The 26,835-nt window shown below is 46.1% G+C and carries 23 protein-coding genes; 11 read left to right on the forward strand and 12 right to left on the reverse strand.

Translation table 11 applies throughout. The features are described 5' to 3' along the window. Window positions 1–97: 97 nt before the first annotated feature. From QMA13_RS28330 to QMA13_RS28375, 10 genes are all read right to left on the reverse strand, one after another. Entirely contained in the window at window positions 98–2,413 is a 2,316-nt protein-coding gene (locus QMA13_RS28330; RefSeq protein WP_282937019.1) for a glycoside hydrolase family 95 protein, read from the reverse strand. Window positions 2,414–2,604: 191 nt separating this feature from the next. Beyond that, on the reverse strand, window positions 2,605–2,898 hold the full coding sequence (locus QMA13_RS28335; RefSeq protein WP_282937020.1) for a DUF3817 domain-containing protein: 294 nt from the start codon (window positions 2,896–2,898) through the stop codon (window positions 2,605–2,607). 105 nt (window positions 2,899–3,003) lie between these two features. Next, a complete protein-coding gene (locus tag QMA13_RS28340; protein WP_282937021.1) occupies window positions 3,004–3,987 on the reverse strand; it encodes an aldo/keto reductase in 984 nt (327 codons plus the stop codon). A gap of 138 nt (window positions 3,988–4,125) precedes the next feature. Further along, window positions 4,126–5,142 (reverse strand): NAD-dependent epimerase/dehydratase family protein, encoded by a 1,017-nt coding sequence (locus QMA13_RS28345; protein WP_282937022.1) that lies wholly within the window; start codon window positions 5,140–5,142, stop codon window positions 4,126–4,128. A gap of 21 nt (window positions 5,143–5,163) precedes the next feature. Then, the gene (locus QMA13_RS28350) at window positions 5,164–6,762 is read right to left on the reverse strand and encodes a glycoside hydrolase family 28 protein (protein ID WP_282937023.1); all 1,599 of its coding nucleotides are present in this window, start codon (window positions 6,760–6,762) and stop codon (window positions 5,164–5,166) included. A 294-nt stretch (window positions 6,763–7,056) separates the two neighbouring features. Beyond that, on the reverse strand, window positions 7,057–8,865 hold the full coding sequence (locus QMA13_RS28355; RefSeq protein WP_282937024.1) for a cache domain-containing sensor histidine kinase: 1,809 nt from the start codon (window positions 8,863–8,865) through the stop codon (window positions 7,057–7,059). Continuing rightward, on the reverse strand, window positions 8,862–9,881 hold the full coding sequence (locus QMA13_RS28360) for a response regulator transcription factor (protein ID WP_282937025.1): 1,020 nt from the start codon (window positions 9,879–9,881) through the stop codon (window positions 8,862–8,864). The genes QMA13_RS28355 and QMA13_RS28360 overlap by 4 nt, the downstream gene beginning before the upstream one ends. Before the next feature lie 156 nt (window positions 9,882–10,037). After that, window positions 10,038–11,594: an extracellular solute-binding protein gene (locus QMA13_RS28365; RefSeq protein WP_282937026.1), complete on the reverse strand. Its 1,557-nt coding sequence runs from the start codon at window positions 11,592–11,594 to the stop codon at window positions 10,038–10,040. A 117-nt stretch (window positions 11,595–11,711) separates the two neighbouring features. Beyond that, window positions 11,712–12,671 (reverse strand): Gfo/Idh/MocA family protein, encoded by a 960-nt coding sequence (locus QMA13_RS28370; protein ID WP_282937027.1) that lies wholly within the window; start codon window positions 12,669–12,671, stop codon window positions 11,712–11,714. A gap of 35 nt (window positions 12,672–12,706) precedes the next feature. Continuing rightward, entirely contained in the window at window positions 12,707–13,897 is a 1,191-nt protein-coding gene (locus QMA13_RS28375; protein WP_282937028.1) for a glucuronate isomerase, read from the reverse strand. Window positions 13,898–14,414: 517 nt separating this feature from the next. On the opposite strand from QMA13_RS28375, the gene QMA13_RS28380 reads away from it, so the two are divergent. From QMA13_RS28380 to QMA13_RS36735, 9 genes are all read left to right on the forward strand, one after another. After that, a complete protein-coding gene (locus QMA13_RS28380; protein WP_282937029.1) occupies window positions 14,415–14,690 on the forward strand; it encodes a hypothetical protein in 276 nt (91 codons plus the stop codon). A 255-nt stretch (window positions 14,691–14,945) separates the two neighbouring features. Beyond that, a complete protein-coding gene (cyoA, locus tag QMA13_RS28385; RefSeq protein ID WP_282937030.1) occupies window positions 14,946–15,911 on the forward strand; it encodes a ubiquinol oxidase subunit II in 966 nt (321 codons plus the stop codon). Between the two features lie 24 nt (window positions 15,912–15,935). Beyond that, complete coding sequence (locus tag QMA13_RS28390; RefSeq protein ID WP_282937031.1) at window positions 15,936–17,909, forward strand: cbb3-type cytochrome c oxidase subunit I; 1,974 nt, start codon at window positions 15,936–15,938, stop codon at window positions 17,907–17,909. Further along, window positions 17,909–18,523, forward strand: coding sequence for a cytochrome o ubiquinol oxidase subunit III (gene cyoC / locus QMA13_RS28395; RefSeq protein WP_282937032.1), 615 nt, complete (start codon window positions 17,909–17,911; stop codon window positions 18,521–18,523). The genes QMA13_RS28390 and cyoC overlap by 1 nt, the downstream gene beginning before the upstream one ends. A gap of 1 nt (window position 18,524) precedes the next feature. Then, window positions 18,525–18,851: a cytochrome o ubiquinol oxidase subunit IV gene (gene cyoD, locus QMA13_RS28400; protein ID WP_282937033.1), complete on the forward strand. Its 327-nt coding sequence runs from the start codon at window positions 18,525–18,527 to the stop codon at window positions 18,849–18,851. 163 nt (window positions 18,852–19,014) lie between these two features. Further along, on the forward strand, window positions 19,015–20,055 hold the full coding sequence (locus QMA13_RS28405) for a copper amine oxidase N-terminal domain-containing protein (protein ID WP_282937034.1): 1,041 nt from the start codon (window positions 19,015–19,017) through the stop codon (window positions 20,053–20,055). Window positions 20,056–20,391: 336 nt separating this feature from the next. Next, window positions 20,392–21,549 carry a sporulation protein YhbH gene (gene yhbH, locus QMA13_RS28410; protein WP_282937035.1) on the forward strand — a complete coding sequence of 386 codons (1,158 nt, stop codon included), beginning with the start codon at window positions 20,392–20,394 and terminating at the stop codon, window positions 21,547–21,549. Then, window positions 21,546–22,802, forward strand: coding sequence for a SpoVR family protein (locus tag QMA13_RS28415; protein WP_481858043.1), 1,257 nt, complete (start codon window positions 21,546–21,548; stop codon window positions 22,800–22,802). The genes yhbH and QMA13_RS28415 overlap by 4 nt, the downstream gene beginning before the upstream one ends. Continuing rightward, entirely contained in the window at window positions 22,768–22,977 is a 210-nt protein-coding gene (locus QMA13_RS36735; RefSeq protein WP_481858044.1) for a hypothetical protein, read from the forward strand. The genes QMA13_RS28415 and QMA13_RS36735 overlap by 35 nt, the downstream gene beginning before the upstream one ends. A gap of 177 nt (window positions 22,978–23,154) precedes the next feature. On the opposite strand, the gene QMA13_RS28420 is transcribed toward QMA13_RS36735, so the two are convergent. Together QMA13_RS28420 and QMA13_RS36740 are read right to left on the reverse strand one after the other, a co-directional pair. Continuing rightward, window positions 23,155–24,087 (reverse strand): manganese-dependent inorganic pyrophosphatase, encoded by a 933-nt coding sequence (locus QMA13_RS28420; RefSeq protein WP_282943609.1) that lies wholly within the window; start codon window positions 24,085–24,087, stop codon window positions 23,155–23,157. A gap of 82 nt (window positions 24,088–24,169) precedes the next feature. Continuing rightward, window positions 24,170–24,394, reverse strand: a complete 225-nt coding sequence (locus QMA13_RS36740) for a pectinesterase family protein (RefSeq protein WP_481858253.1) — start codon at window positions 24,392–24,394, stop codon at window positions 24,170–24,172. A gap of 78 nt (window positions 24,395–24,472) precedes the next feature. Between QMA13_RS36740 and glsA the strand changes: the two genes are divergently transcribed. Together glsA and QMA13_RS28430 are read left to right on the forward strand one after the other, a co-directional pair. Then, entirely contained in the window at window positions 24,473–25,411 is a 939-nt protein-coding gene (gene glsA, locus QMA13_RS28425) for a glutaminase A (RefSeq protein ID WP_282943610.1), read from the forward strand. A 197-nt stretch (window positions 25,412–25,608) separates the two neighbouring features. Continuing rightward, complete coding sequence (locus QMA13_RS28430; protein ID WP_282937036.1) at window positions 25,609–26,772, forward strand: acyltransferase; 1,164 nt, start codon at window positions 25,609–25,611, stop codon at window positions 26,770–26,772. Window positions 26,773–26,835: the final 63 nt, after the last annotated feature.

Here is a 26,835-nt window from a genome sequence, read left to right on the forward strand (position 1 = left end):
TGTTCAGGATATGTTCAAGACTTTTTGTCTATCATTTCAAAAGTAAAATAAAAACCTGCCAAGCCCCATTTAGGGTCCGACAGGTAAGATTTAATGACTAAACGTTCGCTGTAAGTACGTAGGAAACTCCCGCTTCTACCGATAATTTCAGAAGGTCGCCTTCATAGTTTGCAGAGACTGCTTGACCTTCACTTTGTACTTGAAGCGGAGCCGCAGCATAGATCGAAATGACGCTGCTATGGCTTGCTCGCAGCACTGCTTTGGACAACACTCCTTGCTTCCACTCCAGGTCAACTTCAATTCCGCCTCTAGCGCGCAACCCGCTAACCTTACCATCCTGCCAAGCCTTCGGCAGCGCCGGCAGCAGAGCAAGCTCGTCGCTATGCGATTGGAGCAGCATTTCCACGATACCGGCGGTACCGCCGAAATTGCCGTCAATTTGGAACGGTGGATGCGCATCAAACATGTTCGGATAGGTTGACTTGGCCAGCAATGCCTTAACATTCTCGTAAGCCGTATCTCCCTCGCACAATCTTGCCCAGAAGTTAATAATCCATGCACGGCTCCAGCCGGTATGTCCTCCGCCATGAGAAAGTCTCCGCTCGAGCGTGCGCTTAGCAGCCAGTGCCAGCTCAGGCGTACGACGTGCATGAATCATCTCACCCGGATGAAGCGCGAATAGCTGGGAAATGTGACGGTGGCCCGGATCATACTCCTCGTAGTCTTCCAGCCATTCCATCACTTGGCCGTACTTGCCGATAGTCGGTTTAGGAATACGGTCCAGAGCCGATTCCAACTGCTGACGGAATTCTTCGTCGCAGCCAAGAATTCCGGCTGCGTCTGTGCAAGCTGTAAACAGCGTATGGACGATCTGCATATCCATGGCAGGACCCATACATACGTTGCCTGTCGTACCGTCAGGCAAAATGAATTTATTTTCAGGTGACATGGAAGGTCCCGTTACAAGGCGTCCCTTATCGTCTTCAACCATATACTCAAGCAAAAACTGTGCTGCTTCCTTCATGATCGGATATGCACGATTGGACAAAAAGCTTTGATCCAATCCGAAGCGATAATGTTCCCACAAATGAAGGGACAGCCATGCGGCACCCATTGGCCAAATCGAGGAAGACACCAGAATCCCCTCGACATGTGTATCGCCCCATAAATTGGTGTTATGGTGTGCTACGAAGCCGTTGCAGCCGTACACTTCACGAGCCGTCACTCGGCCGTTCGGCAGCATCTTCTCGATGAGATCGAACAGCGGCTCATGACATTCAGCGAGGTTACACAGCTCGGCAGGCCAGTAGTTCATTTCCGTGTTAATGTTAATCGTAAACTTCGATTCCCAAGGCGGGGTGTAGCTGTCATTCCATATCCCTTGCAAGTTCGCGGCAATACTGCCCGGGCGTGAGCAAGACAACAGCAAATACCGGCCAAAATCAAAGAACAATTGAACGAGCCCTTGATCGTCTTGCCCCTCTTGCACCTGCTTCAACCGAACATCAGTAGGCAGCTTCTGCTTCTCAGCCTTATCAGGAGCGGAAAGCTCCAAGCGAACACGTCCGTACTTGTCCGAATAATCAGCAATATGTGCCTGCTTCAGCTGCTCATAGGATTTGCTCGCAGCCAGCTCCAATTGCTCCATACATACTTTCTCAGGATCATCGTAGCGGTATGTCGTATTAGCGGCCAGCAGCAGTGTTACTTCATCAGCCTGGTCAACGGAGAGAAAATCTCCGATAGTGCGAACCGATCCTCCGCTTACGATCGCTTTCAAGCCGGCACGGAACTGTACTCCGTCCTTTCCGCATTCGCCTACCATCATAATCGTATCGGAGCTGATGCTTTTGCTTCCGCCATCAAAAGGCCGGCGCATAAAATGAACGCCAAACGTAAGGCCACCCGGTTTATTCGTCTTTAGACGAATGGCCATTACATGGTCAACCGCACTGCTGAAATACTCTCTCGTATATTCAAAACCGTCTATTTGGTAACGAACGCTAGCCGTCGCCGTATCCAGATCCAGCTCTCTGTGATAAGCTTCTGTTTTTTTGTCATGATTCAAGAAGTAAAAGAACAGGTCTCCCAATGGATGATACGGATGCAAATACTTAGGCGCGGACATAAGCGCCATCCGGCTTAAATGCTCCGCCTCCTGCTGTTTTCCTTCGAACAATAAACGGCGAATTTCATCCACATGGTGAATCGCGTCTTGGCTGTTCGCTTTTTTAGGTCCACCGTACCAGACGGTATCTTCATTTAATTGAATTTTTTCCTGGGCAACCGTTCCGAAAATCATGCCTCCCAAACGGCCGTTACCAATCGGGAGAGCCTCCTGCCACTTGCTAGCCGGCTGCTGATACCATAACGATGAACGGATTGAATCCGTGTCTTTGAGTAAACGGGACATATAAAGAGACTCCTTCCTTTGATGAAAGCTATATAACTTAGCTGCTTCTTATGTGCATCCTTTCTATTATAAAAAAATAAAATGATGTTTAACATGTAAAATGCTCATATGTATTTGCATAAAGCTAAGATCTTAGTGTCCAAATAAAAAAAACCGGCACCATACAGCACCAGTTCTTCCCTTTTTACAAATTAATTATATCTCTTGCGCAGTCTAGCATCCATGACAAAGGTTCCAAATGGAAGAAGTGATGCGAGGACGGCTCCGATCACTTTAATGATATTCCAACGATGTACAAGCGTCACATGGGCAAGAGCTAATAAATAAAGAATAAACAGCACCCCGTGGAGCATCCCGATATATTTAACTGGCGCCGGGAAGTCCGCATAATATTTCAGAGGCATAGCAATGATAAGCAGCACAAGAAATGAAATTCCCTCATAAATACCAATGGCACGCAAACGACCGATTGGAGTTCTAAACATTGGACACCTTCCTGTTCTTAACGTAATAGTCATCCATGACATTAATATAAAAAACCGCTTTCAGCAAGAAGAAAGCGGCATTTGTCGGAATATAGTCACTTTTGATTAATACGCCCCACGGATAAGCTCATGAACTTCCTGTTCGTAGAATTGTTGCAGGCGCAACTGCTCGGATTCAGTAAATGGCGTTGTGCTTAACACTCCCAGGTTGTCCTCGACTTGCGCCGTGTTTTTGAAGCCTGGAATGACACAGGTAATATTCGGATTGTCGAGAATCCATCGCAATGCCGCGCGGGTCATATTCCCTTTGCCCTCCGCGATCCAGCTCAACTGACGGCTTAATGCAACACCTTTCTCGAAAGGCAAGCCCGCAAAAGTCTCACCGACATTAAAGCTTTCTCCATTACGGTTATAGCTGCGATGGTCGTCTGTTTCAAACTGGGATTGCTCGGAAAATTTACCGGTTAACAAACCGCTTGCCAAAGGCAGGCGAACCAAAATTCCGACTCCCTTCTCTTTGGCCAGTGGAAGAAGCTCCTTCTCCGGCTTTTGTCTAAATATATTATAGATAACCTGAAGCGCCTTGACGTTAGGATACTGCAGGCAAAGCAGCCCTTCCTCAACCGTTTCGACACTGACTCCATATTCACGGATTTTCCCTTCATCGCGCAGCTTATCCAATACGGCGAATACGGAACCATCACGCAAGATGGAAATAGGCGGACAATGAATCTGATACAAATCGATGCGTTCCCTTTGGAGTCTTTTTAAGCTTTGTTCACAGTAAGCGCGAACTGAAGCTTCCGAATAGATGGAAGGATCGTGAATATCACCCACTCTGCAAAACTTGGTCGCTATATGGATCGTATCTTCCTTGCCTTTCGTCGCTTTGGCAAGCAATTCCTCACTGTGCCCGCTGCCGTATACATCTGCCGTATCGAAGAAATTCACTCCGGCCTCCATAGCACGCGATAAGGCACGAAGGGATTCATTATCATCGACCTTTCCCCATGATCCGCCGATAGCCCAAGTGCCGAAGCTTATTTCACTGACCGATAATTCTGTTGACCCTAATTGCCGATATTGCATGAAATACTCCTCCTGTTTAACGTATTATGGTAAGCAGCCTTAGTCCATTATAATAAGAAACAGACGATTATGCGATTGGGTAACAAACGCATAACCGACTGCTTACTTAACAGCTTTTGGAATCGTTTTGACATGAATCTACAAATTCATAGCCTTCAATTGCTTGCAAAATTCCGCATAGGCCCCCGTTAATTGGTCCTCCAGGAAATCCTTCTCTTTATCGACTTGATGACCTTCCCGCTCATACCAATCTAACAGCATAGATAGGCCGGAGGAAAGTGAAATATCAGCCTTATAGCCAGGCAAGTCTCTTTTCAGCTTCCTGTTATCGAACAAGCCTGAGTAGCATTTTTCATAATATAAATGAGCGAATAATGCCGGGTTCGCTTCCTTCAGAAGCTCAGAGCTAAGATGAACGATGTTAGGCTCCACGCCTACCAGCTTGCCTATTTCCGTATACAGGTCTTGCCATATATGCACTTCTTCGCTTGTCGCATGATAGGATTGACCGATCATCTTCTTATTGCCGACAGCTCCTACGAACGCCTTAGCCACATCCGGAGCAAAGCTGAAGCTCCACGGAACCGTTCCGTCACCGAACATGAGAAGCGGTTTACCTGCTCGCATGCGGTGTACAATATTGACATTTTGTCGAAGTACACCTAGATTAGCGCAGCCGATACCATAAGTTAACGAAGGACGAATGATCGTTATGTCTTCCTCACCGCGAGCGATCACCTGACGCAAATAGCGTTCCATTTCTGCTTTATGGAAAGCATATGGAAATGACGGGTCGTCGCAGAGTTCCTCTGCATCTTCTACAGTCGGAATCGTGCGAAAAGGCCTTTGATAAGCAGCGCTGCTAGAACAAAAGATGAACTGTCCTACACGACCCTTAAACGCATCCAATGTAAACTCAGCATCCGCTGCATCGAACGAAATCATATCGATTACCGCATCGAATTGCTGTTCCTTCATCAGGTCGCGGAATTGCTCCCGATTGGATTTATCGCCGACGATGAACTTCACTTCGCTTGCGAACAAATGATTCTTGCTGCCTCTATTAAATACGGTAACTTCATGCCCCTTCGTTAGAGCATGTTCAACAACCGAACGGCTGATGACTCCTGTTCCTCCAAGAACCAATACTTTCATTCTATCACCTGCTTTTTTACCCTATTTTACCACAACGGTTCCTTGAACCGCAGCATCCACGATTATTTCCTGCACTGCTTTATCCAGCCTGTTGCCAGTAAATACGATATCCTGCGTATTGGCTCCGCTGATTCGCGCATACACATCGGTTCCCTTCGCTGCCGAACCGCCTTGAATGAATGCTCCCAGCGTATCCTTCAATTCAATGACCGCCGTGCCGACATGCGGTTTTTTCATTCCAAATCCCATTAATTCTATATCATCGCCATTCTCAATTGTAAGAGCAGCGCCTTCTCTCGTCTCGATACGTACATGATGCATTTGAAGAGAGCGCACATATTTGCAGTACATTCCCTTGCCTGCCATTACAAGCTCCTCGCGCACCATATCGGGCTCGCCGCCTTGTTCATTCGGATCCGTCGTCATTTCGATATGAATATGATCCATAACGACATCTTCAATCGGCATTTCAGGGAGTCCATACAGGAAGCCTGCTGCTCCCAGCACTTCCGTTGCCGTAATATGGCTCAGATGAATATGACGGAATACCGGAGTGGATTCCGAGATCGGCTGAGGCTCAGGACTCGAGATCGAAGGATTAGCAGGATCGACTCCATAACGATAGAACGAGTTAATAGCAATCGGGCAGAGGACACCCTTCATAAAAATGTTATTTACTTGTACATGCTCAATTGTCCCTCCGCGTGCCCGGTTAGATTTGAACCGAATGCCACGGTCCGTGCCAATGAAGACGCAGTTGGATATCGTCACATGGCGGATTCCGCCAGCCGTTTCGCTTCCTAAGACGACTCCTCCATGACCTGCGCGCATAGTACAGTTTGTTATTGTTACATTTTCCGTCGGAATACCGATTCGTCTTCCGTCCTCATCGATACCGGATTTCAAGCACAAGCAGTCGTCACCAACGTCAAATTGGCAGTCGGAGATACGAACGTAACGGCAGGAATCGATATCGAGCCCGTCTCCGTTCGGCGTATCTGAAGGATTCTGAATCAAGACGCTGTGAATAGTCACATTATCGCAGTAGACGAGATGCGTGTTCCAAAACGGCGAATTTTGCAGTGTAATGCCTTCCAACCGCACATTCGTACAGCGGAATAATTGGAAGAGAGCCGGACGCAAAAATTGTGTCTCCCATTCCACAATATTGCTCTTAATGTCCATGAGATGACGGTTCAGATCAAACAGTTGAAGCTCACGAACATTTGAAGGACGACGTCCTGCCTTGCATTCGCGGTATTGCTGCCACCATGCAGCGCCTTGACCGTCAATGATGCCGCCGCCCACAATCGATATATTCGTTAAATCCACTCCGTAAACCAACGGGGAGTAGCCGTAACACTCATAACCGGACCAACGTGTTTTAACAAAAGGATAATCGTCCGGATTTGTCGAGAACAGAAGCTTCGCTCCCGAATCGATATGGACGGTCATGTTGCTTTTCAAATGTACGGCACCCGTTAAATACGTTCCCGCAGGGAAATAGACCGTCCCCCCGCCAGCCGCTTCGCAAGCTTCCAAAGTATGGCGAATCGCATCCGTATTCATAGTTAAGCCGTCACCAACGGCCCCGTATTCCAAAACATTAAACACAGTCATGATGTCTCCTCCTAATCACGCGAAAGTGACAAAAGCGCCGGCTTTCTCATGATTCTCTTTAATATATTCATCCTATTGTAGTATCGCTGATAGGAAAGTACCAGGCAATCTCCCGTATTTAACCTGATTAATAAAATGAGGAAAGTGTAAGACAAAGAGATAGTCTTTATTTAACTTCAGGATATTCATTATTTAACTTGCAGGCTAGCAGTCCTTTTAAACCCGCTACCTCAAAGCAAAAGGAACGAATGCTGCTATGCCTGCAGCCAATTGTTCCTCTCGTTTGAGCCTTACTCAATTATTATCGACAAGGGCTGGCATCATCATGATCAGCTTCGTCCCTTGCTCGGGCGCACTTTCAATTTTTAATCCGTAGGATTCACCAAACACCATTTGAATACGCCGATGCACGTTAATAATACCAATGCCGCCCTTCCTGCCGGACTCTTCATCCGCAAGTCTGTTTGCGTTTAATTTAGCTTGGAGTTGCGCTAGCGCCTCACCAGTAATGCCAATCCCATTATCCTCCACGCTAACCCAGAACATTCCGTCAGTCTCTCCAGCGTCGATCCGGATGAAATGGTAGTCCTCTACGCCATCTGGGAACGCATGCTGGAACACATTCTCAACCAATGGCTGGAGTGTAAGCCGAACCATATTGTGCAGCAGATAATCCGGTTGTACGGCAACGTCGACTTCAAACTCGCGCCCTATCCGGTGCCGCAGAATCACCAGATAATGCATGACATGCTTGAGCTCATTGGCTATCGTTATTTCCTCCAAATTCGTCTGAACGGAATAGCGCAGCATATAAGCAAGTGACTCAACGATTTCGGATATTTCCTCCGAATCCCGAATAAAGGCGTAACATACGATCATTTCCAACGTGTTATACATAAAATGCGGATTGATTTGCAGTTGCAGAGATTGAAGCACCGCTTGCTGCCGTTCCAGGCGCATTTCCTGATTTTTCAATTCAACTTGGTATACTCTTTCCACCATTTCCGACAGCCGGTTAACCATGACGTTGTAACGCATCATAAGCTCAACCATTTCATCGTAACGTTCAGGCAGTGGAATAATGGACCAGTTACCTTTTTCCGTCTCACGCATTCCATTCTTCAGTACTTGGATCGGCTCTGTAATGGATTTGCCGAATCGATAGGCCAAAAGCAGGGCAATGCACAGTGTGAACAAGCCTACGATGATCGTCGTCGTGCGAATCTTGGATACAGGTTTGCGCAGCTCATCCAGAGGCATAGAAATAACGAGATTCCAGCCTGAATAGTCGGATTTCTGTGACATATACATTCGTCGAACGCCTTCCTCGGTATTTTCAACCAAAGACAACTCGTTATCGCTGAGCTTGTGCTGCAATTTGCCATCAACAAAGGCCCCCACCTTTTCGCGCTGTGGATGATATACGATCTGTCCTTTATCGTCCATAATGAAAAAGTACCCGTTTGGTCCAAGCTCAATTCCCTTCCACATGGCTGCCAGGTCCGGCGCACGCATCTCTATGGCCAGAATCCCTTTGGGCGATGATGAGGTTAATCCTTTGATCTGTCTGATAAGGGTCAGCATAGGAAAACGCGTATCGTTTAATATACTGTGGTTCAATATACTCAAGCTTCCGTCCTCATTGGTATGGGAACGGTAATAGCTTAATTGCTCACGAATTTCATTTGGACTGAACGATTGCTCCGGCACATCATAAAAATAATACGCTGCATTCTCGTTAAAGCTAATGATGTAGATCGAAGCAATTTCCGGATTACGGATAAATACCGGATCGACACCCGCTTCCTTAATCGTTTTGCGATACTCAAAAAATTCATAAAATTCCGGTTTGGGCGGCAAATCCAGGAATCGTTTCACTTCTCTGTTGGTTAGTAAAGAAACCATTGAGCGTTCATACGCTTGCAAGTATAAGTCCGTATGATGCACGGCATTAGCCACAATTTGTGTCATTTGATTTTTAGCCAACACATCCAGCTCTTGAGAAGAAGTGGTGTAGGAGAATATTCCCACACTCGATAAGGATAGAACGATAACAACTAAAAAATAAACAAACAGCTTGCGATATACACTTCCACGCTTCATTTGATCCCCATTTGATTTCGAAATTCAGACGGTGAGATGCCGAAGATTTTTTTGAATGTTTTCGTAAAATGCGGATAATCCTCATAGCCTACTAATTCGGCCACATCCACAATTCGGATATGTGGGACGGACAGAAGCTCTTTGGCCTTTTCCATACGCCGGTTAATCCGATAGCGAACGAATGTTTCGTTAGTCATTCTTTTGAATAAGGCACTGAAATAAGTGGGAGTGAGACCTATCATCGCCGCAACCTGATCAAGCGATATATCTTCAGAAAGTTTGCTATCTATGTACGCTTTGGCTTCCTCCATGGGGTCTTTGAAATTCCCTTTACGATTTGCAAGAAGGGTGACCGCCATTTGACGAAGCCTGTTCTCGAAAGAATCCAATGCCGACTTGGTGCTCGAGTCCTGCAGGTCTGTGTGCACATAATCCTTTAACACACCTCTGGCATGGAACCGTTTGACCAACATCGCCGTACAGTCTTCCAAAAGCTCCTTTAACTTGCCTAGAGTCAAATTGGCTGATATACAGTACTGCCTCCACAAGTCGGTAAGCCGAGTCAATTCATCCATCTGAAGCGACCAAATACACTGCTCCATCGCATCAATCCACTCAATATAGCGGGATACGGAGAAGTAGCCTGTCGTCGATTCCTGAACAAGCTGACTTAGCACCCTATGCAGATCCGTTTTCATCAGTGGCTTTAGTAAATAATGCTTCACGCCATAAGTCATCGCTTTTTGAGCATACTCAAAATCGTTATATCCGGAAATAACAGCGGTTTGGATATGTGCATAATCGCTGTGAATCGCTTGGCATAGCGCCAAGCCGTCCATTTTGGGCATGCGAATATCCGTCAGGACAATGTCCGGCTCCAAAGCTTGTATTTTTTGCAAAGCATCCAAGCCGTTCTCCGCGGTTCTAATTCCTTCGAAGGAAGGCGCATACACCTCTGCCATTTTGACCAATCCTAAACGAATAATCGGTTCATCATCAACGATGAGCAAATGCATGGAAGTCAGCTCCTTTTGCACCGGCCATAAGCATAATCCCTCAAGCTGTGGGGGGATACCGAAACGCTTCGGCACAGTAACTCTTCTATATAATCCTTTTGCGTGTACAAAAGCGCGTCAACGCCGTTTTCTCCCTTGTATCGAAAAGAGCACACCTCATGGTTTGTACAGATTAACGATTCCTTCTTGTCGGTTATAGCGTTCCGTTGCCTCTTTAATAATTTCATCTCCGCCTGTTTGTCTGTACTCCTCGATCACCTTAGGCCAATCGCTGATAGGCTCTTTGCCATAAATCATCTTGATGATATGATCCATAATAAATTTCGGAGCGCCATCCTGCGTCATGGGGGCAAGATCCTGAAACTTGGAAAATGAAATCAAGTCCGGATTAAAGCCGATACCCGGAAGCCCCTCTTTCATGACTATGTTATCTAATGCATTCAGCGTATCTCTGCCATTCTGATCGAGCTGAAGCCGCAAACGGTTAGCCGTAGCGTCATGAGCGCCCCACAGCATACCGCTTCGCCACCCTTCTTCTTCAACAGCTTCCTTCGTTTGAGGGAGCTTATAGTGGATCCTGCCATTCTCCACGGTGTAAGTATCCCCTTCAATGCCGAAAGTGAAAAATTTCTCCGCCTCCGGTGTTTGCATCCAGTCAAAAAACTGAACGATCCGTGCCGCTGTCTCCGGTTTGACGTTTTTGTTAATATAAAAAGCCGAGATGACTGGGGTATAGTAAAAATAGCCGCTTGTACCTTCCGGTCCCTTAGGAGAAGGGATAATGTCTACTTTGGCCGAAGGAGCCGCCTGTTTGATGGAGGTTCGGAAATCAATCAGTCCTATAGCATTGGAAGACCACATTCCCGCTTTGCCGGAACGAATGAAGCTCAAGAAGTCCGCCGATGAAATTGCAGCGAAATCTTTGGCAATGAGCCCCTCATCCAGCATGGTCTTATAGGTCTGGAGCGCTTTCTCCATATGCTCTACATCAAAAAATTTAGGCAACACTTCCCCGTTGACCACCTCAAATTGATCCCGGTAAGGAAGTACGTCATACGCTCCCAAAATGAGATCAGCATATTTCAAGTTTTCCCGCATCAAATAAGGATGCTCGATTCCCATGTTCTTAAAGGCCCTTAGCACATCCAGAAACTCATCCACCGTCTGCGGCGGCTTCAAGTCTGCCTTCTCCAGCAAATCCGTTCGGATAAAGGTCGCTCTTCGGGACGGGACCGTCAAATAATTGGGGATACCGTATATTTTCCCATTGTAAGATACGGCTTCCCATGCAGCCTTCGGCACGTGCTTCAACAGATTAGGAGCATACTGCTTCAACAACTCGTCGAGCTGCATAAAAACACCCGCTTCAACTGAGCTTGACATCGTTGTACTGGTGGGTGTACCGTTGCTTCCGATAACGTCCGGAATGCTGCTGCCTGCTAGCATAACAGGAAGCTTAGATTCCTCAATCACCTTCACTTCAAGAGAAGTGTTGGTCAGTTCTCCTAATTTAAGTACCCACTTTTCCTGGCTCAAATCGCTAAATCGTGAATAATATCCGCTGCTCGAAGTCGTTGTGTAGGAAATAGAAAATTTCGTAGGCTTGCTGCCCTCAGGTGCTAGCTGTTTTGCAGCTTTGTCATCATTGAAACAACCAACAGTACTAACGGTAGTAAGAGCTATGGTCAGAAATGCACCGACGGTTCTCTTCATACAAGTCCCTTCATTTTTCGAATTATAAATAAGAAGGAATATAAAAGGGCTGCCCGCAGGTGATCTATTCACCTGAAGTACAGCCCCTCTGGCATCGAATTTTTTCGGGAGCAGATGCTAGTTCGGGTACTTTATTTCTAATTTTCGTCCTTCGGCACTGGATAATTTGGCGTAGTGCACCAGTGTCTGGGATTTTAAATAATCCGTTCCGCTCGTCTCCGAATCGCGCTTCTCCTGAAGCGATGCCAAGAACTCCGCTAATGTGTCGGAAGTGTCTACACCGCTGTAATCGCTGATTTGCTCCTCAACGCCATCCTTAATAAGATGGATGACTTGATTCTCATATTGGATCGTACCTTCCGTTCCCTCGATCCGCCAATCGCCGTGCCATGGCGTTTGCTTTCCTCTGGAGGAGATCGAGCCGTTATAGCTCACCTTGATCCCGTTCTCCATCTCTATCAAAGCGCTGGTGTTAATGATGGCACCCTCTTCGTCCCAACCACTTATCGGGTTGTACATATCCGAATAGACGCTTTTTCCTTCAACACCGGTCAAATAGCGGATCATATCAAAGTGATGGACGCCGATATCATCAAGCAGGCTCACCGTATATTTGCGCTCGACATGGTGGTATCTGTAGAAAACAATGTCCATAGTGGAAATACGTCCGATTGCGCCTGCATCGAGCAGCTGCTTCAATTTACGTATAGCGGCATGACGGCGGTAATTTTCTGCTATCATGAAGGGAATGTTCTCCTTAACCGCACGCTCCACTACTACAATCGATTCCTCATAATCAAACGATATCGGCTTCTCGCACAGAACAGGCAGTTTTTTGTCAAAAGCAGCATTATTAACTACCGTATGCGCCATAGGAGAAGTTACATTTACTACAAAATCAAGCTGCTCCTTCTCTAAAGCCTCGGCAAGGGAAGTGTAGAAAGGGAAGTGATCATCCCCCATCTTCTCTTTCATTGAAGCATCTGTCTCGACCACCGCGGCCAACAAACCTTTATCCCTTAATCTTTTGTACCAGGAAAATCCTGCGCTCCCGAGCCCAACCAAAAGTGCCTTCATTTTCAAACTCCCCTCATAAAGCTTCTCGCCATGATTTATGATAAATGTGGATTAAATCCGTACCGTTGAGCCGCGCTGTCGTAAAGCCAATCCTTTGCAAGCTGAATCGCCGTTTCATAGTCGATCCACCCGGCTTCGATCTGATTGTATAGAAATTCACCCATAAGCTTTTTAATGAGCAATATTTTCCCGTAACACCATTCAATGTTTCTAGCATCCGATACAATAAGCGAGCTCTTCATTCCAGGAAGCGCCTCCATACGGTACTGCATAATGTCACGGTAAGTGCTCGCGCGGAAATTGAACCACCACATGCCCCCAACATGAACGTTAGGGTAATTCCAAGCCGCTTGTACGACATCCAGATTGTTAATCTCCGAGGCAACGACAAGCTCGAACTGAATGCGGTGACGGGCAAACAAGCCGGACAGCTTAGCAATTCGCAGCGGATCATTGACAGGAATAGCCGTGTCGCACCAGGAGCGCTCAACGCCAAGGAACAGCTGCAGGAACATGTTATTCTGCTCCAATGTCTCGCAAATAGTGTGAAGGAGGAGCATCATGAGCTGATCGCGTGTTGCCTCTTTTATCACATACGTTTCATTGGCCTTCGCATCGTATGCAGGAAGCGTTGTCATAATTCCCGGGCAGCCCCATCCTTTGAAGGTGGCTATTAATTCGCCAATTGTCTTTTTCACTTCATCATAGGCTTGCTCCCGATTGTCCGCCTGATGAATTTGTTTCGTCCAGTCGAACAATCTTCCGTCGATCCGCGGAATAAGAATAGCATCCCGATTCATATGATTACACTTCGCATGATCCGGCATATTCGTTACGAAAGCACGAACGCTTAGCTTGTCTGCCACTTCCTGAGCCCAGCCTGGACGGGCATTGGACGCCCGGACTGCTGCATCGGCCTCACGGATAGACTGAGCGTCACGAATTTCAATACCGTATAAATTTTTGAATATATTGGTGAACACCCAATTCATTAACGTATTGCGAGACGCCTTATAGGCGGCCAAAAAAACTTCAATACGCTCTTCCTCCGGTAAATCCATTGCATGATCCGGATACCCAGCAGCCTGCATTTCTCTGTTCAGCCAAAAATAATGCGCAATCTCCCAGAAATCTTGTGCGCTAAGCTGCTGCCCTACAAGATGAGTATGTGTATCCAAAACGTCAAACCCCATTATTTCTTCTATGAACTCTTTCTGATTCAACATGAGCTGTTGTTCCCTTCCTTCATTAAGAATAAGGTTCTTCTCATCATCATACTACTTGTACTCTGCCTCTTCCATGGCTTTACTTTAACTATGAGTTGTGATTTTTTATGATTTAGTTGTCATAAACCCAAATACTCCCCTGATTTTAACATAAGGAGAGTACTAAATGGTCGTTAGCAAAACCAAAAGCCGATACTATCTTCGTTTGATTACTTCCTTTATAAATGGGGTATTTCTAACGTACAGCATTGCACTTCCTTCTTAATATATAGCTCTCTATTTGGATAAATGGAAAGATTTATAGTCCACATTACTTTTTTACGTTTTTCTTTCGGGGGATAAGCTAAAACCAACAGGTCATACCATGAATGCTAAAGCATTGCAAAGCCTTCTAGCCGGCCTTCACCCAAATTTGTCTGAATTTCGATCAAAAATTGAACATTCCTTGAACAAACCATCCAACTTATGCTATACTGATATCAAGAAAACACTTACAAAGGAAATGGAAGTGACCATTATGACTACGAAAACAGCAGCAGTTAGCAGCGTACGCCACAATGCAGGGGATGTACAACGTCTTGTCAACTGGATGACGGCTGCAGCTTGGGGCATTCTTGGCATTGGTCTGTTATTATGTTTATTTAATTTGCAGCACTTCAGCGATCGTAACACATCCCTTATGGTGGGTGTCGGCTTCTTGGTAGGAAGTGTTCACATTTATGTTATTCGCACGGCCATCCATCTCGTTCATTCCCGAATGATTGATGATGAAAATGACAAAATTCAACAATAGCCTTTAAAACCTTACAGGTTTTTACATTTAAACCCCTTTAAGAGCGATCTTGGAGGGGTTTTTGTTTGCCAAAAATTAATAATCATCTTTTTCGTGAACTTTATTTTACAGAAAAAAGACGAAACCTTGACGTATTTGTTAACAGCGGCGAAATAAAGTTTAATATCTGTTATCTTAAGAAATAGCTAAGAACGTTCCACATTTCACAATCTGCTTCATCCGAGCGTTCGGATAAACTTAAGGAGATGATATTACATGCGACTAACGAAAAAAGCTGCTCGGATTGTTGCTCCGCTGATCTTCTTGACCATGCTGGTGCTCCTCTCGGGTTGCGAATCCATCATGGTCATGAATCCGAAGGGACCCATCGCCGCTGGACAAAAAGATCTCATTATAACCGCATCGATTTTGTGCGGAATCGTTCTGGTCCCTGTACTCATATTGACCGCTTATATCGTATGGCGGTATCGTGACAAGCCAGACAACAAAGCTTCCTATAAACCGAACTGGTCACACAGCACTTTGATGGAGGTAGTATGGTGGGGAATCCCTATCGTTATTATCATCGTGTTGGCCGCTGTTACGGCACGCGACACTTATGCTTTGGAGCCTTCTAAGCCGATCGTTTCAGAGAAAAAAGCGATCACGATTCAAGCAACCTCTCTGGACTGGAAATGGCTCTTCACATATCCTGAGCAAGGCATCGCTACAGTCAACTACATTGAAATTCCTGAAGATACACCAATTAAGTTCGAGCTTACTTCGGACGCTCCGATGAACTCATTCTGGATTCCTCAGTTAGGTGGACAAATGTATACGATGTCCGGTATGGCTATGACCTTGTTCCTGCAAGCCGATGAGCAAGGCGTTTACTACGGAACGGGAGCGAACTTCAGCGGTAAGCATTTCACCGATATGAAATTCCAGGTGCATGCCACATCGGAGGACGGATTTAACAATTGGGTCAAAGAAATTAAGCAAACCTCGTCACCGTTGACGATGGACGGATACAATCAATTGGCGACTCCGGGTACAGGAACGAAGCAATTCTTCTCTTCTTTCCCTGACGGGCTGTTTAACAAGATCGTTACGAAGTATGCCGTTGGCGGAGGCAGTCATGCGAACCACGGTGCTACAGGCAGCGATACTTCTTCTAAGCAGGAACAATCTAAAGCTGCAACGAAGCAAGAAACAACGACGAATTCACATGCTGGACATTAAACATTACTGAAAGGAGGCACTCACATGCTGGATACAATAAAAGATTTTGCATCCTGGTTTTTTGTAACAGGCGATCCGATGATTCTAGGAGCCCAGGTTAGTATTGCGCTCGCTATGGTTGCCATCGTGTTCGTGCTCACCTATTTTAAAAAGTGGACTTGGCTATGGCGCGAATGGCTGACAACCGTTGACCATAAACGTATCGGTATTATGTACATTCTTTGTTCCATTCTAATGCTGTTCCGCGGCGGCGTGGACGCCCTTCTTATGCGTCTTCAGCTCGCTATGCCTGACATGAAGTTCCTGGAACCTGAACACTATAATCAGATCTTCACAACTCATGGCGTTATCATGATTTTGTTCATGGCTATGCCGCTCATGTTCGGTCTGTTCAATATCGTTGTGCCTCTTCAATTAGGAGCGCGCGACGTTGCCTATCCTTTCTTGAACTCCTTGAGCTTCTGGATGTTCTTCTGGGGCGCTATGCTGTTCAACGTCTCCTTCGTCATCGGCGGTTCGCCGGATGCAGGCTGGCTCGCGTATCCACCGCTATCCGAAATGTCGCATAGCCCAGGTGTTGGACAGAACTTCTACATTTGGGGTATCCAAATTTCCGGTATCGGGAGCTTGGCAACCGGTATTAACTTTATCGTGACGATCCTGAAAATGCGTGCGCCAGGCATGAAGCTGATGCAAATGCCTATGTTCACCTGGTCCGTATTTTCCAGCTGTATTATGATTATTTTCGCTTTCCCTATCTTAACCATTACATTGGCCTTATTATTCTTGGACCGCTATCTCGGGGCTCACTTCTTTACGCTTGACGGCGGCGGTAACCCAATGATGTACATTAACTTGATATGGATGTGGGGACATCCGGAGGTTTATATTGTCGTCGTACCGGCGTTCGGTATATTCTCAGAAATCGTTGCAACGTTCTCCAAGAAAAAGCTGTTCGGATATAAATCCATGGTTTTTGCCATGATTATTATTAGCGTGCTCTCGTTCTTTACCTGGGTGCATCACTTCTTCACCATGGGTTCGGGTGCAGACGTTAACGTATTCTTCGCCATAACGACGATGGCCATCGCAATTCCGACCGGGGTTAAAATATTTAACTGGCTGTTCACGATGTTCCGAGGCCGGGTATCCTACCCGACGCCTATGCTGTGGACCGTAGCTTTCATTCCATGTTTCGTTATCGGTGGGATGACAGGGGTTCTGCTTTCGGTAGCACCTGCTGACTTCCAGTTCCATAACAGCTACTTCCTGATCGCTCACTTCCACCAAGTATTGATCGGTGGCGTTGTGTTCGGTTACTTCGCAGGGCTGTACTACTGGTGGCCAAAAATGTTCGGCTTCAAGCTGAACGAGCATTTGGGCAAATGGGCATTCTGGTTCTGGAACATCGGTTTCTATGTATGCTTCATGCCTCAATATTTCTTGGGTCTGGACGGTATGACACGTCGTACGACCGTGTATGATTTCGATATGGGCTGGGGCCCGCTTAACATGATTTCGACTGTCGGCGGTTTCTTGATGGGGATCGCATTCATCTTCCAAGTATGGCAAATTGCTTACAGCATCAAGCATCATGAGCGTGACGTTACTGGTGACCCATGGAACGGCCGTACGCTGGAATGGTCCATTCCGTCACCTGCACCTATGTATAACTTTGCTGTTGAGCCGCATGTTCATAATGTGGACGACTGGTGGGAGAAAAAGCAAAAGCTTGCTCAAGGCATTAAACCGGAGCCTACTGCTCCGCTTGAACCGATTCATATGCCGAAAAACTCGGCAATTCCTTTCATCAAATCGACGCTTTGGTTCTTTGCAGGGTTCGGGTTTGTATGGGGTTGGTTGTGGCTAGCAATTCCGGCGATGATCGGTATACTCCTCTGCATGCTGGCACGTTCGTTCTCATACGACACAGACTACTACATTCCGGTAGATGAAATTAAGCAGACAGAAGCTGCGTTAAGGGGGGCGAAGGTCTAATGGCACATGCGGCAGCACACAGCGAACACGACCATCATGAGCACGGTCATCATGATCAAGAGTCGCTCAAAACGTTCGGGTTCTGGATTTTCCTAATTACAGACTGTATCTTATTCGGTACTTTATTCGCTACCTATATCGTTCTTCACGGCAATACCAACGGCGGACCATCAGCTAAAGAGCTGTTCGAAATGCCCGGCATTATCGCTGAAACGTTCATCTTGCTAACAAGTAGCTTTACAAGCGGTTTGGCTGTACTGGCCATGCACAAAGGCAACAAGAACCAGCTGATCGGCTGGCTGGCCGTAACAGCACTACTCGGCGCTTCCTTCGTAGCTTTAGAGGTTACTGAGTTCTTAAACATGATCAATCATGAAGGTGCAACTATTGCAACTAGCGGTTTCCTATCCGCCTTCTTTACACTGGTCGGTACGCATGGACTTCACGTATCACTCGGTCTATGCTGGATGATTGGTCTCATGTTTCAGCTTAAAAAACACGGCATTACGCCGGTTACCAAACGTAAAGTCGATGTTATCAGTTTGTACTGGCATTTCCTTGACGTCGTATGGATTTTCGTCTTCACGGTCGTTTATTTGATGGGGGTGATGTAAGATGAGTCAATCCAATTCACACGACACGCATTCCGGTTCGCACGGATCGTTGAAATCTTATGTCATTGGCTTTTTCCTGTCGATTGTGCTGACGATCATTCCATTGGTTGTTATCCTGAACCATATGTTCAGTGAAGGCGCTAGAATTGTGATCATTCTGGCTATGGCCATTCTGCAATTCGCTGTTCAGCTCGTGTTCTTCATGCATTTGAAAGAAGGAGAAAACGCACGCTGGAATATGATGGCTCTGACTTTAGGCCTTATCATCCTGTTGACGATTGTGGCAGGCTCCATCTGGATTATGACCTACAACCAAGTAGCTCATTAATCATTGTGAATGAATAATAGACAAAGAGGCTATCCTTTGAATAATCAAGGGATAGCCTCTTTTCTTCTAAATGGGTGCAACATATTCGACATCCTGCCCGTCTATAGTAATGTAATCAAATTTGTTACATTTGGAGATCTGACAAAAAAAGGAGAACTAAACTATGAACAATGTAATGAAAAAAGGAATCGCTCTTATGGCACTTTCCATGGTATTAGGTGGAGGAGCAGCTTATGCAGCGCCGAATATGACACCTCAAGCAGATAACGTAAAACCAATTGCCGCTCCAATCGCGGTAGAACAAATTAAAGTGACTATTAACGGTGAAGCTGCTTCCCTCACTGGATATCAAAAAGGGGGCGCACAGGAAGCTATGCTGCCGCTGCGTACTATTGCTGAATCTTTAGGATTCACTTTGACTTGGAAACAAGAGGACTCCTCGGTTGACCTAAGCAAAGGCCCTCAGTGGACCAATGTTAAAACCGGCGCCGACAGCTATAGTGTCAATAAGATGCTCAAAACACTCGGTACCGCACCTGAACTGATGAACAATACGATGTATGTTCCGGCATCCTTTTTCCAAGAGATCCTGAACGTGTCTGTGACTAAAGAAGGCAATTCCGTTGCTGTATCTGCGGTTGAACAGAAGAAAACCGTCCTAACTCAAGGGATTATTACAGCTATTCGTGATGTAGAAGGTCACAAGTCCGTACAAATTAACGGCGTGGGCACCGAAGGAGTAGTGCTCAATGTATCCAATGAGACTACATATCAGACTGCTGATGGCACTGCACTTACTTTCGCAGATCTTACATTGGGTCAAAAAGTCGAAGCTGAGCATTCACTGGTTGCTACATTGAGCTTGCCGCCGCAAACTCCGACTTATAAAATCACCGTTCTTGAAGGCTCTGATAAAAAAGGCATCTTGGGAACAGCCGGCGCTATTGAGGAAGTACGTACAGGCGACAATGGGGCAACCAGCCTGCTGATTAAAGGCACTGGCTTGACCGAGCAATCCCAAAAAGAAATCGTGCTGCAATTGACTGAGCAAACTTCTATCGTCAATATGAAGGGCGAAGCCGTAGATAAAAGCACTTTAGCTAAAGGCACTAACGTCATCGGCTTCTACGATGCCATGATGACCAAAAGCTTGCCTCCAATCGGCAAAGCATGGAAAATCGTCGTACAGCCCGCAGCTGAATAATTAAGTTCAACCTTTGTATAAGAGAGTCTGTTCCTCAAGTAGATCATTCTACTTGCAGGGGCAGGCTTTTTTTATATTCCTGACATCTGAAATTCCACGCTAACTTTATAAAATAACCCAACAAAGTGGGGCCTTGACTTCGAAGCTGATTCAGGTACTTTGCGGAGAGCCCGATATTTATAAATTCAATTCTGTTAAAAAATAGGCCCTTGTCCCCCTCACATATCCCCCTCCTACTTGAATATATTTAGTAACAAGCACTTTTTTCTCTAATTGTCTTGTCAACCGTCCGCTCGTTATATGCATGAAACCAACCCATTTCAGGAGGTGTCCGACATGACAGAACCCTTATTTACCGTTTCCCGAGAGGATTGGTCTCTGCACCGCAAAGGGTATCAGGACCAGACCCGGCATCAGCAAAAAGTACGAGAAGCGATTAAGCAGAACCTGCCTGACCTTGTTACAGATGAAAGCATCGTTATGTCTGACGGTAAGCATATCATTAAAGTACCGATTCGCAGTTTGGACGAATACCGTTTTCGTTACAACTATAATAAAAGCAAACACGTAGGCCAAGGCGACGGCGAAAGTCAGGTTGGCGACGTGCTGGGCGTAGACCCTACCCCTTCACAAGGACCGGGTAAAGGAGAAGGAGCCGGCGATCAGCCTGGAGACGATTACTACGATGCAGAGGTGCAGCTTGAAGAGCTGCAGTCTATGCTGTTCGAAGAGCTGGAGCTCCCTAATCTGCAGCAAAAAGAGAAAGACAACATCATGACGAAAGACATCATTTTTAACGATATTCGTAAAAAAGGGATCATGTCCAACATCGATAAAAAACGAACGATCCTCGAAAACCTTCGCCGTAACGCAGGTGCAGGCATCCCTGGCATTCACGGTATCAGCCCTGATGATCTGCGCTTCAAAACATGGGAAGAAATCATCGTGCCTCAATCCAATGCACTCATTATCGCGATGATGGATACTTCAGGTTCCATGGGCTCGTTCGAGAAATATATTGCGCGAAGCTTTTTCTTTTGGATGACCCGGTTTTTGCGCACTAAATATGAGCATGTTGAGATTGTTTTTATCGCGCATCATACGGAAGCCAAGGAAGTGACGGAAGAGGAATTTTTCACCAAAGGCGAGAGCGGTGGAACAATTTGCTCATCGGCCTACCAACTAGCAGTGGACTTGATCGACCGGCGTTACTCACCTGCCCGCTATAACATATATCCGTTCCATTTCTCGGATGGAGATAACTTGACCTCGGACAACGAACGCTGTGTCAAGCTGATCAACGAGCTGGTAAAGCGTTCCAACCTGTTCGGGTACGGGGAAGTCAACCAGTACAACCGCAGCAGTACGCTGATGTCCGCTTACCGCAATATTCATGATCCCAAATTCGTGCACTACGTCATTCGCGAGAAAGGCGAGGTGTATAAAGCACTACGAACCTTTTTTCCTAAAGCCGAAGGGAGGATCGCACGATGAATGCCGATGATATCAAGCAGTTGGAATACGCTATTGCAGAAATTACGGAAATTGCCTCTGGCTTCGGTCTAGATCATTATTCGATGCGCTATGAAATATGCCCGGCAGATATCATCTACACCTTCGGTGCATATGGGATGCCTACCCGCTTCAGTCACTGGAGCTTCGGTAAAACTTTTCATAAAATGAAAATGCAGTACGATTTCGGCTTAAGCAAAATTTACGAGCTTGTCATCAACTCCGATCCCTGCTACGCCTTCCTGCTGGATGGCAACTCCTTAATACAGAACAAGCTTATCGTCGCTCACGTATTGGCTCACTGCGACTTTTTCAAAAATAATGCCCGTTTCTCCAAAACGAACCGCAACATGGTCGAGAGCATGTCCGCTACCGCCGAGCGCGTCAGACAGTATGAAATCCTGTACGGTACCGACGAGGTAGAGAAGTTTATCGATGCCGTGCTTGCTATCCAGGAGCATGTCGATCCGTTGATATCAACGCCTTACAATGCTTCACGTTACGGTAGAAATAATGAGAAACAGCAAAAGAAAGAGGAAGTGTTTGAGCGCAAATTAGGCTACGAAGACCTATGGGATCTGGATTCCGCACCGTCTCGTTCAGCAGCTAAAGATGATTCTCCACAGAAATTCCCTGCTAAACCTGAAAAAGATATTATGCTGTTTATCGAGGAGCATGGCCCCTATCTCACCGATTGGCAGCGTGATATTATGACGATGCTTCGTGACGAGATGCTGTATTTCTGGCCGCAGTTGGAAACGAAGATCATGAATGAAGGCTGGGCTTCGTACTGGCATCAACGGATTCTCCGCGAGATGGATCTGACGGAGGATGAAACGATCGAATTCGCCAAGCTGAACTCCTCTGTCGTCATTCCATCGAGGCATAGCTTGAACCCCTACTATCTAGGGTTGAAAATATTCGAGGATATCGAGAAGCGCTGGGACAATCCGACAGAAGAGGAGCAAGAACGCTTCGGACGCCAGAAAGGTCAAGGACGCAGGAAAATATTCGACGTCCGTGAATACGACTCCGACCTTTCCTTCATCCGTAACTATTTAACCAAGCAGCTAGTCGACGAGATGGACTTGTATATTTTTGAGAAAAAAGGCCCCGAGTGGAAAATCACCGACAAAACATGGGCCCATATCCGCGATCAGCTCGTCTATTCCCGTGTTAACGGCGGTTTCCCCCTATATTGTGGTCGAAAACGGCGACTACGAGAAAAACGGTGAGCTGTATTTGAAGCACTCCTATGAAGGCGTAGAGCTCGACCTGAAATATGTGGAGCGGACGCTCCCCTATATTCAGAAGCTATGGGGTAAGACCGTCCACCTGGAAACGACCGTGGAGTCGAAGCCAGTGCTGTTCACGTATGACGGGAAGAAGCATAATCGGAAGTTTTTGTAGCTGAGGAAAAGAAAAACCGGTCGAGAGCTTATCTCGCCGGTTTTGTTGTATTATTCCAGACTGAACAATTTGTTTAGAGTTGAACTTCAAATCCTTCCATGAGGTGGATGGTGATAGCTATCTTCACGAGAAAAAGGCTGCTCTCAACATGTGAGAACAGCCCTCTTCATTTTTCCATTATTGCTTGTTGAAAATATCAGTCAAAACCGGTACGATCTGCGATTTACGGGATACAACGCCTTTCAATACGGCTTTGTTGTCGGACAAAGTTACGTTGTAGGCTTGTTCTACAGCACTAGCTTTGCTGCCCAGTGCCACACCAACAGAATCGTTGTTCAAGATGTCCGTAACTACGAACAAGAACAGATCCAAGCCTTTATCAGCGATGATAGTGGAAAGAGCTGCTTCCAGCTCCGCTTGGCGGGACAGAACGTCGTTCACATCCACAGCGTTCACTTGAGCGATTTCTACTTTGCTGCCGCCCATTTGGAACTCTTTCGAGTCAAGGGAGATCAGTTGAGCAATCGTTTTGTCACTTAGGTCAGCTCCAGCTTTCAGCATAGCCAGACCATAAGTTTCAAGCTCCACACCCGCGATTTCAGCCAATTCGCGAGCTGCTGCCACGTCTTGAGCCGTGCAGGTCGGGGATTTCAAAAGAAGGGTATCGGAAATGATGGCGGAAAGCATCAAACCTGCGATCTCTTTTTGAACAGGAACGTTATTTTCTTTAAACAATTTATTCAAAATAGTTGTAGTGCAGCCTACGGGCTCCGCACGATAGTACAACGGATGGCTAGTTTCAAAGTTAGCGATACGGTGATGGTCGATAACTTCGGTAACACGTACTTTATCGATGTCGCTTACGCTTTGTTGACGTTCGTTGTGGTCTACCAAAATAACATCATTCACTTCGTTAGCCACAGTCTCAACCAAACGCGGGGCGCTTACTTTAAAATAATCCAATACAAATTGGGTTTCGCCGCTAATGCTGCCCAAACGAACCGGCTCTACGTTAGCGCCTAATTTCGTTTTCAAATCAGCATAAGCAATAGCGGAGCAAATCGTGTCCGTATCCGGATTTTTGTGACCGAAAATCAATGTTTTTTCCATCATCTTACTCCTTAATCATATTTTTTGCTTAGAAAAGTATATCATAGAATGATATCCGTATCTAGATCGAAGGCTTTCATTCTTAATAAGCCGGATCCCAGTATTCGCTGCCCGCAAGCACGCTTTGAGCGCTGATAACACCCGCCTGCGATGAGGTCAGTTGACCAGTCCAGTTGGCTCTGGAGGATGCATCCGCTCCTGGTCCCGTAATGCTGAACTCTTTGTATCTCGCTGTGCTCTGGTTCGCCGCATTTCCCCAATCGTCCCAACCAGCATTTCTTTCGATTTCGATGATATCTATTTGAATTCATTATTCTTAAAACAAGGGATGAAAGATACCCATGTCGAAAAAGATAAGAAAAAGGAATCGAGTGGAGGAATGGGTATGGTTTCCGAATGGAAACGATTAAATATAGAGCTTCCCGGCTGGGTAGAAGAAAGCCGTAAGCAAGCGTCTCAAGGTAAAGTAGCCTCATACATCCCCGAGCTGGCAAATGCACCATGGGATGCATTAGGAATCACCATCATGGATGGAGCATCCGGAATCGTCAACGCCGGTAATCATGAACTACCTTTTACACTGCAGAGCATTTCCAAAGTATTTACCCTGCTGCTCGCTTTAATGGATAAGGGGGAGAACGGTGTATTTGCCAAGGTTGGAATGGAGCCAACAGGAGATAATTTCAATTCGATGCTGAAGCTAGAGCTCGTCGATCCGGGGATTCCGTTTAATCCGCTAATTAACGCAGGGGCAATAACGGTCTCTTCTCTCATTGACGGTGATACACCGGGTCAGAAGACCGAGAGAATTCTCTCCTTCTTCAGGGAGCTAACAGGTGACAGCTCGATTACTTACAATGATGCCGTATTTCGCTCGGAGACAGCGACGGCACATCGCAACCGCTCACTTGCCTATTTTCTCAAAGCAAACGGCGTGCTGGACGCCGATGTCGAGGAAGTGCTGGAAGTGTATTTCAAGCACTGTTCCATTGAAGTGAACTGCCTGCATTTAGCGCGGATGGCTCTAGTGCTCGCTCATGACGGTACAGACCCGCAGACAGGCCGGCAGCTTATACCACGCCGTTATGTACAAATTGCCAAATCTTTTATGCTAACATGCGGCATGTATAACGAATCTGGGGCTTTCGCCATCCGTGTCGGGCTTCCTGCTAAAAGCGGCGTTTCCGGAGGCGTTCTTGCCTTGGTTCCCGGCCGATACGGCATTGGTGTCGTCGGACCTTCGTTGAATGTCAAAGGAAACAGTACCGCAGGTGTTCATTTGCTTGAGACGTTATCTGCTTCTTTTGACTGGAGCATCTTTTAAAACATTATTTTCTGCTATAGAGAGGGCTTATTCATGACGAATAGGCCCTCTTACATTTTATTGGAATTTGGTTTTCAGCAAACCTTAAGCCTAGAGTAATAATAAATTCATATTAAGTTCCTATACTTGGTTCTTGTAAACAAGATCAAGGAGGGGTCGTTCATGGGGTAGCCAAGCCAACCACTGCAAAAGAACAGTTGAATATCATTTATATCGTTCGGGCTTTAGCCATACTAGGCGTCATCTTTGTTCATGTCACATCGATTCCAATCGGTGAAATCGTCGATAAAAGCTCACCGATGTTTCTCTACTTCAACTTTTTAAATGTGTTTAATAAATTCGGTACGCCAACCTTTATTTTTCTAAGTGCTCTTGTGTTGTTCTACAGTTATTTTGATCGTCCTTTGAATGGGAAATTACTCGCACGATTTTACCAACGGCGGTTCCTATATATTTTAACGCCCTATCTTATATTCTCCGCTTTTTATTATGTCATTCAAATGTATTACTCCTTCGGCGAAACGTGGGAGCAGTTTTTTCAGCATGCTTCTATTGCCGATTTTTTCAAAATGGTTCTCTATGGCAAAACCTTTTATCATCTGTACTTTGTGTTCATCAGTGCGCAGCTGTACATTTTGTTTCCGGTTCTGCTGTGGGTGCTGCAGCGCTATAAAAAGCTTACCAAGCATTTGATCTGGATCGGCTTTGTCCTGCAATGGGCCTTCGTGCTCTACAATCATTTCAGTCTGCACTATGAGGATAAAGGACAGCTTTTCATCAGCTATATTTCCTATTATTTAATGGGTGCCTTCTGCGGTATATACTATCCGGTTTTTAAGGATTGGATGATCGTGACGTGGAGCAAGCTATTTTCCAAGAAAGCTCTGCTCTGGATACCGCTCTGGACCTTATGGCTTGCCTCCAGCTTCGGGGATGTCAATCTGTGGTACCAGACTCGCGTCAACGATTTCAGCACCAATGACTTGATATATGAGTGCTACTGGTTTTTCCATACATTCACATCGCCGTTGATTTTGCTGCAGCTCTCCTACTTTTTATATCGTACTTTGAACACCAAAGTCATCAATACGATTATTCATCTTGGTGTCACTTCATTCGGAGTGTACATCATCCATGCAGCCGTTCTTTTCTATTATTTCCGACTTCCGGTCAGCTACACGCCGGCAACTTATTATTTGTACATTGCCTCAGGGTATGCCGTCACCCTTTTCATCTCATGGGGACTTGTCGGTCTGGCACAAAAATATGTCAAAAGCTCCTGGATGCTATTCGGCTCCAAACCCAAAGTACTGCCTTACGTCAAGTCAAGATCCACTTCCCGCAAGCAATCGGCGGCTTGATAGGAATAAAAAAGGACCCTCTCGCAACCAAATGGCGAGCCAAGGGTCCTTTAGTATTTCTAG

Source organism: Paenibacillus sp. RC67, from assembly GCF_030020805.1.
Classification (GTDB): Bacteria; Bacillota; Bacilli; order Paenibacillales; family NBRC-103111; genus Paenibacillus_S.